Source organism: Buchnera aphidicola (Brevicoryne brassicae), assembly GCF_005082825.1.
Taxonomy (GTDB): Bacteria; Pseudomonadota; Gammaproteobacteria; order Enterobacterales; family Enterobacteriaceae; genus Buchnera; species Buchnera aphidicola_AK.
In genome coordinates this window covers 199,276-211,952 of record NZ_CP034882.1, presented here as the reverse complement: position 1 = coordinate 211,952, position 12,677 = coordinate 199,276, and the positions used below count along the sequence as shown (strand labels likewise).

12 protein-coding genes, 1 other RNA gene and 1 pseudogene are annotated in these 12,677 nt (G+C 24.6%); 6 read left to right on the top strand and 8 right to left on the bottom strand.

The features are described from left to right. Positions 1-2 precede the first annotated feature (2 nt). A complete protein-coding gene (thrC, locus tag D9V66_RS00990) occupies positions 3-1,292 on the top strand; it encodes a threonine synthase (protein WP_158365595.1) in 1,290 nt (429 codons plus the stop codon). A gap of 73 nt (positions 1,293-1,365) precedes the next feature. Here thrC and ychF read toward each other — a convergent pair whose 3' ends face one another. From ychF to D9V66_RS00975, 3 genes are all read right to left on the bottom strand, one after another. Next, positions 1,366-2,454 carry a redox-regulated ATPase YchF gene (ychF, locus tag D9V66_RS00985; protein ID WP_158365594.1) on the bottom strand — a complete coding sequence of 363 codons (1,089 nt, stop codon included), beginning with the start codon at positions 2,452-2,454 and terminating at the stop codon, positions 1,366-1,368. A gap of 42 nt (positions 2,455-2,496) precedes the next feature. Then, entirely contained in the window at positions 2,497-3,030 is a 534-nt protein-coding gene (pth, locus tag D9V66_RS00980) for an aminoacyl-tRNA hydrolase (protein ID WP_158366028.1), read from the bottom strand. 129 nt (positions 3,031-3,159) lie between these two features. Continuing rightward, positions 3,160-3,771: a Fe-Mn family superoxide dismutase gene (locus tag D9V66_RS00975; RefSeq protein ID WP_158365593.1), complete on the bottom strand. Its 612-nt coding sequence runs from the start codon at positions 3,769-3,771 to the stop codon at positions 3,160-3,162. A gap of 317 nt (positions 3,772-4,088) precedes the next feature. Between D9V66_RS00975 and rnt the strand changes: the two genes are divergently transcribed. Continuing rightward, positions 4,089-4,760, top strand: coding sequence for a ribonuclease T (gene rnt, locus D9V66_RS00970; RefSeq protein ID WP_158365592.1), 672 nt, complete (start codon positions 4,089-4,091; stop codon positions 4,758-4,760). 121 nt (positions 4,761-4,881) lie between these two features. Here the strand turns inward: rnt and grxD are convergent, their stop codons facing one another. Next, positions 4,882-5,208, bottom strand: coding sequence for a Grx4 family monothiol glutaredoxin (gene grxD / locus D9V66_RS00965; RefSeq protein WP_158365591.1), 327 nt, complete (start codon positions 5,206-5,208; stop codon positions 4,882-4,884). 115 nt (positions 5,209-5,323) lie between these two features. Here grxD and ssrA point away from each other — a divergent pair. Then, positions 5,324-5,693, top strand: a transfer-messenger RNA (tmRNA) gene (ssrA, locus tag D9V66_RS00960). Between the two features lie 25 nt (positions 5,694-5,718). Here ssrA and bamE read toward each other — a convergent pair. Together bamE and nadK are read right to left on the bottom strand one after the other, a co-directional pair. Further along, positions 5,719-6,033: an outer membrane protein assembly factor BamE gene (gene bamE, locus D9V66_RS00955; RefSeq protein ID WP_158365590.1), complete on the bottom strand. Its 315-nt coding sequence runs from the start codon at positions 6,031-6,033 to the stop codon at positions 5,719-5,721. 68 nt (positions 6,034-6,101) lie between these two features. Next, complete coding sequence (gene nadK / locus D9V66_RS00950) at positions 6,102-6,974, bottom strand: NAD(+) kinase (protein ID WP_158365589.1); 873 nt, start codon at positions 6,972-6,974, stop codon at positions 6,102-6,104. 119 nt (positions 6,975-7,093) lie between these two features. Here nadK and grpE point away from each other — a divergent pair, with 119 nt between their 5' ends. After that, entirely contained in the window at positions 7,094-7,630 is a 537-nt protein-coding gene (gene grpE / locus D9V66_RS00945; protein ID WP_158365588.1) for a nucleotide exchange factor GrpE, read from the top strand. Between the two features lie 83 nt (positions 7,631-7,713). On the opposite strand, the pseudogene ung reads toward grpE, so the two are convergent. Further along, positions 7,714-8,372 (bottom strand): annotated as a pseudogene (ung, locus tag D9V66_RS00940) (uracil-DNA glycosylase). 108 nt (positions 8,373-8,480) lie between these two features. Here ung and D9V66_RS00935 point away from each other — a divergent pair. Then, entirely contained in the window at positions 8,481-9,074 is a 594-nt protein-coding gene (locus D9V66_RS00935) for a redoxin domain-containing protein (RefSeq protein ID WP_158365586.1), read from the top strand. Positions 9,075-9,161: 87 nt separating this feature from the next. On the opposite strand, the gene D9V66_RS00930 is transcribed toward D9V66_RS00935, so the two are convergent. After that, a complete protein-coding gene (locus D9V66_RS00930) occupies positions 9,162-9,896 on the bottom strand; it encodes a DUF2076 domain-containing protein (RefSeq protein WP_158365585.1) in 735 nt (244 codons plus the stop codon). A 274-nt stretch (positions 9,897-10,170) separates the two neighbouring features. Here D9V66_RS00930 and gyrA point away from each other — a divergent pair, with 274 nt between their 5' ends. Then, on the top strand, positions 10,171-12,657 hold the full coding sequence (gyrA, locus tag D9V66_RS00925) for a DNA topoisomerase (ATP-hydrolyzing) subunit A (RefSeq protein WP_158365584.1): 2,487 nt from the start codon (positions 10,171-10,173) through the stop codon (positions 12,655-12,657). Positions 12,658-12,677: the final 20 nt, after the last annotated feature.

Below are 12,677 nucleotides of genomic sequence, written 5' to 3'. Positions count from 1 at the left end.
AAATGAAACTTTATAATTTAAAAAATCATAGTGAACAAGTAAACTTTGCAAAAGCAGTAAAATTAGGACTAGGACAACAACAAGGATTGTTTTTTCCAGTAGAATTGCCTGTCATCAAACCAATTCAATTATTAGAAATGTTAAAAATGGACTTTATTACACGAAGTACTGAAATACTTTCTAAGTTTATTTATAATGAAATATCTAAAGAAAAATTATATCAAAATGTAAAAAAAGCATTTTTATTTAAACATCCTTTGAAAGTAAAAATTACAAAAGATATAAATTGTTTTGAACTATTTCATGGTCCAACATTAGCCTTCAAAGATTTTGGTGCTCGTTTTATGGCTCAAATGATACTATCATTAAATAAAAAAAATGAATCTGTTACTATTTTAACAGCCACATCAGGTGATACTGGTGCAGCAGTAGCACATGCATTTTATAAAATGAAAAACGTTCGAGTAATTATTTTATATCCAAAAGGAAAAATCAGTGAATTACAAGAAAAATTATTTTGTACTTTAGGAAAAAATATAAGAACTATATCAATCAATGGAAGTTTTGATGACTGTCAAAAATTAGTAAAAGAAGCATTTAATGATAAAAAATTAAAAGAATCAATAGGATTAAATTCAGCTAATTCTATTAATATTAGTAGATTATTAGCACAAATCTGTTATTATTTTGAAGCTTTTTCTCTAATTCCAGAAGAAAAAAGAAATAATTTAGTAATAGCAGTTCCATGTGGTAACTTTGGTAATTTAACAGCTGGATTATTAGCAAAGTCACTTGGTTTACCAATCAAATCCTTTATAGCGTGTACTAATGCTAATGACACAGTTCCAAGATTCCTTAATGATGGTAAATGGAATCCAAAGAAAACAGTATCTACAATATCTAATGCAATGGATATTAGTCAACCTAATAATTGGCCTAGAATAGAAGAATTATTTAATCGAAAAAAATGGGATTTAAAGAAACTCAGATTTGGTAGTGTATCAGATAAGACCACTGAAAAAACATTACGAGAACTTTTTGAGTTAGGTTATGTTTCTGAACCTCATGCTGCAATTGCATATAGATTATTACGAGATCAATTAAAAAAAGGTGAATTTGGATTATTTTTAGGTACTGCACATCCAGCTAAATTTAAAAATACTGTAGAAAAGATATTGAAAAATAAAATATTATTACCTGATGAGTTGAGAGAAAGAATTAATTTACCATTACTATCTCATAATATTAATCCTGATTTTAATAAACTAAAACAATTTTTAATAGAAAAATAAAAAAATTAGAGAGGATAAATATTTTTTCCTCTCTAAAAAATATTACATAAAATATTAAATATCAATTATTTTTTTAAACATTAAATAAAAAATGTACAATATCACCGTCTTCTATTTTATAGTTCTTTCCTTCCGTTCTAAATTTTCCAATTTCTTTAATTTTTGCTTCATTTTTATATTTTATAAAATCACTGTATTTAATAACTTGAACTCTAATAAAACCTTTACTAAAATCACTATGTATCTTATGAGCAGCTTGAAGACTAGTGCTACCATCAAGAATAGGCCAAGCACGAGTTTCTTTTATACCAACAGTAAAAAAGGTTATCAAATTTAATAATTTATAGCCTTCTTTAATAATATTATTCAAACCCAAACTTTTTATATTAAAAGCTTTCATAAAAGATTTTTGTTCTATCATATTCATATCAATTATATCTAATTCTAAATTTGCAGAAATTGGAATAACTGGAGCGTTTTCTTTTTTAGCTATCTTATATACTTCATTTAAAAACAATAAAGATTCTTTTTCTTCATTAATATTTGCAATGTACATTGTTGGCTTCAAAGTTAAAAGACGTAAATCGCTAATATGTATTTTTTCATCTAAATTTAAATTAAGAGTCTTTAACATTAAAAATTCTGTTAAATGTTTAAGACATTTTTCTAAAACATTTATTTTTTTTTCTATATTTTTATTTTTTGATATTATTTTCTTTTTTAACTTTAACAAAGCTTTTTCACAAATTTCAAAATCTGATAATACCAGTTCAGTATTAATAATATCTATATCTCTTTTAGGATGAATGTCATTATAAATATGAGTGATATTATTATTTTTAAAACAACGAACAACATGAGCTATAGAATTTGTTTCTCGTATATTATTTAAAAATTGATTACCTAAACCTTCTCCTTTAGATGCACCTTTTACTAAACCAGCAATATCTATAAATTCGATAGATGCATTTATTATTTTTTTTGAAGAAACAATTTCAGCAAGACTATTGAGACGTTGATCAAAAACCGAGACAACTCCTATATTCGGTTTAATAGTACAAAATGGAAAATTAGCAACTGCTGAATTTCCTTTTGTTAAAACATTAAACAAAGTAGATTTACCAACATTAGGTAGTCCTATAATACCACATTTAAAACCCATTTTTTATACGCCTTGAAAAAGATAGAAAACATCTCTGTAAAATTAACATCTTAAAGTTAATAAGTTAATAGTTTCTTCTATAGCATGTAAAATAGATTTTTTAATTAAAACTTCTTCTATTTTATTTGGATTGGATAATACAAAAGAAGAAATTTCATGTTTATTAATTGGACGACCAATACCAATTCTAAATCGATAAAAATCAGTTTTCTTGTTAAATGTACTAATAACATCTCTTAAACCATTGTGCCCATTATGTCCATAACTATACTTTAATTTTGCAACTCCTGGTTTAAGTTCTAAATCGTCATGAATAATTAATATTTCACTTAAATTTATATTATAAAAAGAAGCCATTTCGAATACCGATTTACCGTTTAAATTCATAAATATATTTGGAACTAATAATCGAATACAATTCGACTTTATATTAAAAAAAGAAGTAAAACCAAAAAATTTTTTATCTTTTTTAAAAAGTTTTAAATAACGTTTAGCCAAATAATAAACAAACCAAGAACCTACATTATGACGTGTTTTATGATATTGTGTTTTTGGATTAGATAATCCTACTATCATTTTGATAATATTCAAAAAATATCCTTGAATTTTTATAAAACATATTAAAAACATATAATATATTTATTATATGTTTTTAAAAATACATAAAAAATATTTAGCACTTACTAAAATAATACAATTAAGAAATTATTTTTGCAGACGATCAGATGCCTCTTCCCAATTAACAACATTCCAAAAAGCTTTAACATAGTCTAATCGTCTATTTTGATATTTTAAATAATAAGCATGTTCCCATACGTCTAAACCAATAATAGGATAACCATAAGTATTAGATATTAATTGACCCATTAAAGGATTATCTTGATTAGTAGTTGATACTATAGATAAAATACCGTTTTGATTTACTAACCATACCCAACCAGATCCAAAATGATTAATTGCTACTTCTTCAAATTTCTGTTTAAAACAATCAATAGTATCAAATTGTTTTTCTATTTCTATTCTTAAATTATCTGTTAAGACTGTTCCAGGTTTTAAACTTTTCCAAAAGAAACTATGATTTATATGTCCTCCAGCATTATTTTTTAACGCATTCTTTTTTTCTAAATCAATTTCATTAAAAATAGAAATTAATTCATCAATAGATAGGGAAGAGAAAGTTGTATTCTTTAAAATAGAATTAGTATTATTAATATAATTTTGATGATGTTTAGTATGATGAATTTTCATAGTTTTTTCATCAAAAAAAGGTTCTAAACTATTATATGAATAAGGTAAATCAGGAAGAACGTAACTCATTTTATTTCCTTATATAATTAAAATAAAATAATAAAATTTTTTAAAAAAGATTAAATTCATTTAATATTTAAATATTTTTAAAAATTATAGTACACTTGTTAAATTATTAATAACAATCATAATACATATTTAAATAGTATCCAAAACTAAAATTAAAAAAAATATAAAAAATATTTTTTATTTTAAAATTTTAAATAAAACTTTTTTAATATATTTTTATATATCAATTTTTAACATTTTAAATATATTAAATGGAAAAAAATAAAAATTCACCATTATTATTAAACACAAAGTGTTTTAAAAAAAATGAGATTTTGATGTCTACAACTCAAGAATTCAATTTATTAAGCGATCGATTTCGTACTTTTTATCCTGTTGTTATGGATATTGAAACTGCAGGATTTAACGCTAAAACTGATGCATTATTAGAAATTGCTATAATAACATTAAAAATGGACAAATTAGGATGGTTGCATAAAGAAGATACATTACATTTTCATATAGAACCATTTAAAGGTTCTATAATAAATTCTGATGCAATAGCCTTTAACAAAATTGATCCTTTTAATCCACTACGTGGTGCTATTAGTGAAAAAATAGCTATTGAATCAATATTTAATATGGTACATAAAGGAATAAAAATACAAGGATGTAGTAAAGGAATTGTTGTTGCACATAATGCTCATTTTGATCATAATTTTTTAATGGCAGCAATTCAAAGAGCAAAGATAAAAAATAATCCTTTTCATCCATTTGTTACCTTTGATACTGCAGCATTAAGTGGTTTAGTAGTAGGTCAAACAGTTTTAGCTAAAGCATGTAAAGCTATTGGTTTAACATTCGATAATAATCAAGCACATTCTGCTCTTTATGATACACTTCAAACCGCTAATCTTTTTTGTGAATTAGTTAATCGTTGGAAACGTTTAGGTGGATGGCCCTTAAACCAAATAAAAAAAAAAAATAAAGGCATACTTATATGTTTTTAAAAAAGGGATGTATAAAAAAAATATGACATTATCAATAAAGATTAATAATTTAATATTCTTTATGTAATGTCATATATATATTTTTAAAAATTAGTGTTTCTTTCTAATGAATTTTACAACATCATTTTTTATATTTTTTCATTGTATTTGATATTAGTTTTTTTAGAGTACCATTTTCTAACATATCAAGTATGATACTACATCCTCCAATCAGTTCACCATCAACCCATAGCTGGGGAAAAGTTGGCCAATTTGCATATTTTGGTAATTCGTTTCTAATATCTATATTTTCCAAAACATCTACGTAAGCAAATTTTTCCCCACAAGATGATAAAGCTTGTACCGCTTGTGCAGAAAATCCACAGCTAGGAAATTGAGGAGTTCCTTTCATGTAAATTATAATAATATTATCTTTAATTTGTTTCTCTATTTTTTGAATGATATTCATATTATTCCTATTTTTAAAATTGATATAAAATTATCAGATTAAATAATTTTAAAAAACACTTTTAAATAATTAATAGACAAATTTATATTTTTTTGTAATAATGTGAAAAAAATAAGGGGCTGTTTTTGGATTTGACAAAATTATCCACAAAATAAAGTGCATGCCGAGGAACGGTTTGCCTCGATAAAAGCCGTAAAAAAATATCTGCAAACAATAAACAAAACTACGCTTTAGCAGCTTAAAAAACTGTATAAAGCCCTTTCTGCTCAGCTTTTTCTCTTAAGACGAGGATCACAGAAAGGTCAAAAAAAAGAGAAAAACGTGAATATTAAGCTTGATAATTATCACGTAATAACTTTTCAGGCTATGTGCCTAAAATGTGTTTTTTCAAATTAGGCAACGAATTTAAAAAATAAAAAACTAAGCATGTAGTACTTTATTCTCGTAGAAATTTTGGACGCGGGTTCAAATCCCGCCAGCTCCAAAAGTCATATTTTATAAAAAAATTTATTACAAATCATTAATATTAAAACTTATTACTTTATTATTTTGAAAATATAAATTTAATAATTTTTTCTGAAAAAAATTTTTATCTTTTCTATCATAGAAACAATAATGATAGACATCCTGAAAAGAATCGGAAATAATTGGCATACCAAAAATATAAATTATTTTTTCTCTAGTCATGCCAATATAGTTTATATTTAAATAATTTTGATTGAAACATGTTTTTTGAATATCATTAGAATGATATTGTTTTCTATCCACAAAAGAACAACTAGAAAAAAAAATAACTATTAATAGTATTTTTCTAAAATTATTCATTATGATATCCTACTATAGTTTAGTATATAAAAATAAATAATGTTTTTTGAAAAAATGATTTTTTTATTTCAAAAAAATTTTTTAGACCAATTAAGTTTAGATGTTAAAGTTTCAAAATAATTGTAACTTGTAGGATGAATAAGATTCAAATAATAGCCACTTCGACGAATAAATACACATTCACCTTTTTTAATAGTTAAAACAATTTGACTATCACAACTGATTTTTAAGTTCGTTTCTCTATTAGAAAATTTTAAACAGATAATACTATTGCTATGAATTACCAAAGGACGAGATGACAAAGTATGCGGAAACATGGGCACTACAACAATAGCATCGGTGGCTACAATGGGTCCACCTGCTGATAATGAATAACCAGTAGAACCAGTAGGTGTTGAAACAATTAGTCCATCTGCACGTTGAGCAAAAGAAAATTTATCATCGATATAAACTTCAAATTCAATCATATGAGCTAAATGTTTTGTATGTAAAACTACTTCGTTTATCGCTATACTAGATCTAGAAATAATTTTTTTTTTACAAATTTGTGCATCTAATAAAAACCGATTTTCTAATAAATAATGTCCAGACAATACTTCTGATAATTTCTGCAATCCAGTATCAGGGTTTAAATCTGTAAGAAAACCTAAGTTACCTCGATTAATTCCAATAATTTTAATATTATAAAGTGATAAAACACGTGCTGCACACAACAAATTTCCATCGCCTCCTATAATAATTGCTAAATCGCAAGATTGACCAATTTCTATTAATGTAGCTGTTTTAGCATTATTTAATTTTAATGCTCTAGCAACATTATCTTCAATAAAAACTTTATAACCATTCTTTACCAACCACTTATAAAGTATCTTATGTGTTATTAATGCACTCGCATAACGTGGATATCCAACAATACCAATACAAGTGAAATGTTGTTTCATTACATAAAAATTCCTAATAAAAATAATGTATATTATATTATAACAATCAAGAACCTTGAAAGATTAATTATAAACATTATAATAAATTAATCTTTAATCAAATTGAATTTGGTAAATTTATGGATAACAAAGAAAAAAAGATAAACGATAAAAAAATAGAACAAAAAGAGAAAAATATAGAAGATACAAATAAAAAAATTAACAACTTAAAATTACAAATATCTGAAAATAAAAAAAAAATAAATGATATTGAATTACGAAAATTAGCAAATATAGAAAATATAAAAAAAAGCTCAGAAGAAAAAAAAAATATCATAAAAAAAATAAAAACTGAACAATTTTTAAAAAAAATCATTCCAATGATAGATTCTCTTGAAGATATTTTAAAAATATCTAATAAGTTCCATTCTAAAAATGAACCCTTGGTAGAAGGAATTCAATTAACATTAAAATCTTTATTAAATATTTTATCTAAGTTAGGTGTAAAAATTGAAGGTCAAGAAAAAGAACTTTTTAATTCTGATATTCATGAGGCCGTTTCAATAGAATCATCTACAAAAATACCTCCTAATCATATTATCTCTGTTAATGAAAAGGGATTTACTTTAGAAAAATCACTATTAAGAAAAGCAAAAGTAATAGTTTCTAAAGACTAATGTTTTTATATTTACAGAATTACAATTAGGAAACATTTTATTTTTTGTAAAAATAGAAAAAATTTTTAAAATTTTTTCTATTTTTAAATCATAAACCAATTAATTGGTGCTTTATTATTTTTAATTAATATTTTATTAGTTGAAGAAAAATGTTTACAACCAAAAAAACCTCTATATGCTGATAATGGAGAAGGATGAGACGCTTTTAAAATATAATGGTTTTTAATATTAATTAAATTTATTTTTTTTTGCGCATCATGTCCCCAAAGTAAAAAAACAATAGAATTTTTATACAAACTAATTACTGAAATAACTTTATCAGTAAAAATATCCCAACCTATATTACTATGTGATTTTGGTTTTTTTGATTCAACTGTTAAACTTGTATTTAACAAAAATACACCTTGATTAGCCCAATTTTCAAGACATCCATGATTAAATATATGTTTTTTTTTAAAATCACTATTTAACTCTTTATATATATTCTTTAAAGAAGGTGGTATAGTACAATTATAAGGAACAGAAAACGATAAACCATGTGCTTGATTATGACAAAAATATGGATCTTGTCCAAGAATAACAACTTTAATTTTAGCAAAATCAGTCAATAAAAAAGCGTTAAAAATATCTTTTTGTTTAGGATAAATTATTTTTTTTAAACGTTCTTTTTTAAGAAATTTAATTATATTAATAAAATATTTTTTTTTTCTTGAGATAACACATCTTTCCAAGATAAGTTTATATTCATTTTTAGTTTATCCATCTTTAATAAATTTTAAAAAATAGTTATTGATTTTTTAAAAAATATATTTTTCTCATTCAATACAATAAAAAAATTATAGGAAAAAAAATGGTTTTAGTAACACAAAATGCACCGAATTTTATAGCTCCAGCAATTTTAGAAAACAATAAAATTATTGAAGACTTTGATCTTAAAAAATATTCTGATGGACAATCAATAATATTATTTTTTTGGCCTATGGATTTTACTTTTGTATGTCCTTCTGAAATAATAGAATTTAATAAAAGTTATCTAGATTTTAAAACAAGAAATACAAAAATTGTTGGTGTTTCAATTGATAGTGTTTTTGTTCATCAAGCATGGAAAAATACATTACCTAAAAATGGTGGAATTGGAAAAATAAATTTTCCTATGGTTTCTGATATAAAACGTAATATCCAAAAATCTTATGGCATTGAGCACTCAGTTCTCGGTGTGGCATTAAGAGCCTCGTTTTTAATTGATTCGAATTGGATTGTACGTCATCAAGTTGTTAATGATCTTCCATTTGGAAGAAATATTAAAGAAATGATACGAATGGTTGATGCTATAAATTTTCACAATAAATATGGAGAAGTATGCCCTGCTAACTGGGAAAAGGGTAAAGATGCAATGAAACCTTCTTTAGAAGGAGTTTCTGAATATTTAAGTAAAAACTGTTAAAAAAATTAAAGTCAGCAAAAAAACTACTTTATGCTGGCTTTATTTTTTTTGATTTTTTATTTATAAAAAATATTTCTAATCTACTAATTAAAGAAAATTATCATCCTCATGATCAATGCTTTCATAATCTATTTCAGAATTATCATGTAAAACGTCTAAATTTGATGCATGTTCATCTAATTCGTTTTCATTTTTTTCATAATTTACTAAATTATTATGATTAGCATCTAATTTGTTTTCATCTTCATGATGTTGCAAAGACGTCATGTTATTATTGTTATTAATAGCATCAAACACTTCTTCTTCTGGTTTAGAATGATTAAAAACATTCATCAACATATTCCCTAAAATCATACCACCAGCAACACCTGTAGCTGTTTGTAAAGCATTACTAAGAAAACTGTTATTTCTGCTACCTGAAACTGTAGGTATTGATTGAGCTGAGGGAGAAGACATCATTGGGTTAGAATAATGAGATTGTAAATGATTATCGTTGTTTTTCCATAAGTTATTATCATGAGATAATGTTTGAGAAGTAGCGTTTTTTTTAAAAAAATTTGATAAGAAACTTGGTTTTGTATTAGATTCTTCTTTTAAACTTTTAATTCGTTTTTTTAATTCTTCAATTTTTACACTCATTTTTTTTATGGCTGTTTCCTGAATTAATATTGTTTGAGCCATATAATAAGAAGAAGATGGTTGTTTTTTTACTAATTTTTGAATTAATTCGTCAGCTGAATTATCTCTTTCAAAAGAATTTAGTTCAGTATTTTTTAAACGATGAAACAAATTTTCTATTAAATTTTTTTCTTCATCTTTCATATAAAATCTCGTTTTAAAGTCAAATTAATAAACTATTATATAATATACAATTAATTATTAATATTTTTAAACAAAAAAATTGTAATTATTTTTTTATATTAATACTTTCATTTCAAATACACAATATAAAAAAATTTTTTATTACAAAAAAGTTGATTTTATAAAATTCTTTTATCAATTAAGAATGCTGTTCTTTCGATGCATCTAATAGATTAATTATGTTATACTTTTCTACTTAATTTGATTATTTTAATACAAAAGAGATAATAGTTTTATGAAAGATCCTGCACGAGAAATCATACAGGTTAACATTGAAGAAGAGTTAGAAAGCTCTTACTTAGACTATGCTATGTCTGTAATAGTTGGCCGAGCTCTACCTGATGTTAGAGATGGTTTAAAACCAGTTCATCGAAGAATACTTTTTGCAATGTATGTATTAAATAACGATTGGAATAAAACATATAAAAAATCTGCTCGAATTGTAGGTGATGTTATAGGAAAGTACCATCCTCATGGAGATTCAGCTGTATATGATGCAATAGTTCGAATGGCTCAAAAATTTTCATTACGTTATATGCTTATAGATGGTCAAGGAAATTTTGGTTCTGTGGATGGAGATTCAGCAGCAGCAATGAGATACACAGAAGTTCGTATGTCTAAAATAGCTCATGAACTATTAAATGATTTGGAAAAAAATACTGTTGAATTTATACCAAATTATGACGGAACAGAACATATACCAGAAATTCTTCCTGCAAGAATACCTAATCTTTTAATAAACGGTTCATCAGGTATTGCTGTAGGTATGGCAACAAATATTCCTCCTCATAATTTACATGAAGTCATTAATGGATGTTTAGCATATATAAATAATAACAATATTACTCCACAAGAATTAATAAAATACATTCCAGGACCAGATTTTCCAACAGGTGGCATAATTAATGGAAAATTGGGTATTGAAGAGGCTTATCTTACAGGTAAAGGTAAAATTTATATTCGAGCTTGTAATATAATTGAAAAAAATAAAAAAAATAAAAAAGAATCTATCATATTTAATGAAATACCTTATCAAGTAAATAAGTCACGTTTAATTGAAAAAATAGCAGAATTAGTAAAAAATAAAAGAATTGATGGTATTACTGCTTTACGTGACGAATCAGATAAAGATGGAATGAGAATCGTTATTGAAATAAAAAGAGAAGCTATGTCTGAAATAATTTTAAATCAATTATACTCTTTAACTCAATTACAAATTTCTTTTGGAATTAATATGGTTGCTTTATGTCAAGGACAACCAAAAACTTTATCTTTAAAAGAAATCTTAAAAAATTTTTTATCTCATAGACAAGAAGTAATTATGCGACGTAGTCTCTTTGAGTTAAATAAAGCACGTAATCGTATTCATATTTTAGAAGGTTTAAATATTGCTTTAATCAATATTAATTTGATTATTAATATAATAAAAAAATCAGGTAATTCAATAGATGCAAAAAATTTAATGATGGAAAAAAAATGGATATCTGAAGAAATAAACTCTTCTATTACTAGGTATCAGAAAAATAAAAAATATTTTTTTAGTGAAAAACAAGTGCAAGCTATTTTAGATTTGCGTTTACACAAACTAACGAGCCTAGAAAGAAATAAAATTATCACAGAGCACAATGATTTGATAAAAAAAACTGAAGAATTAAAAAATATAATTCAAAACAAAAATCGTATGTTGTCTGTGATTAAAGAAGAATTATTATTAATACAAAAAAATTTTGGTGATAAAAGACGCACACAAATCATTGAAAATCATACTGATATACAAATTGAAGATTTAATTAATCAAGAAGATGTTGTAGTCACACTATCTCATTCAGGATACGTAAAATATCAACCTGTTTCTGATTATAATGCTCAAAGACGTGGTGGGAAAGGTAAATCTGCTGTAAAAATAAAAGAAGAAGATTTTATAGAAAGTTTAGTAATAGCAAACACACACGATACTATATTATGTTTTTCTAGTAGAGGTATTTTATATTCAATAAAAGTTTATCAATTACCAGAATCTAGCAGACATGCAAAGGGAAAACCTATAGTAAACTTATTACCTTTAAATGCAAAAGAAAGAATTACAGCTATATTACCAGTACATGAATATAAAGATAATCTTAATATTTTTATGGCTACTGCTAATGGAATAGTTAAAAAAAGTGCCTTAAGTCAATTTAAAAAACCTAGATTTTCAGGCATTATCGCAATTAACTTACATTCTAACGATGAACTAATCGGAGTTTCTTTAACTGATGGTAACAATAACATTATGTTATTTACGCAAAATGGAAAAGTGGTTCAATTTTTAGAAAATAGTGTTAGAACTATGGGAAGAACAGCATCAGGAGTAAAAGGTATTAAGATTAAAAAAAATGATAAAGTAGTTTCTCTGATTGTCCCAAAAAATAAAGGTAGTATTTTAATAGCAACAGAAAACGGTTATGGAAAACGTACAAAAATTACTGATTTTCCAATAAAATCACGTGCTACTCAAGGTGTTATTTCAATAAAAATAACAAAAAGAAATGGAAAAATTATTGGAGCAATACAAGTTTTAGAAAAAAATCAAATGATGATGATTACTGATGCAGGAACACTAGTTAGAATACGAGTATCTGAAGTAGGTATATTAGGAAGAAATACACAAGGAGTAATTTTAATAAGAACATCAAAAAATGAAAAAGTTGTTGCTTTACAAAAAATTGTGGAATCTATATAAAAAAATATATTTACTTAAAT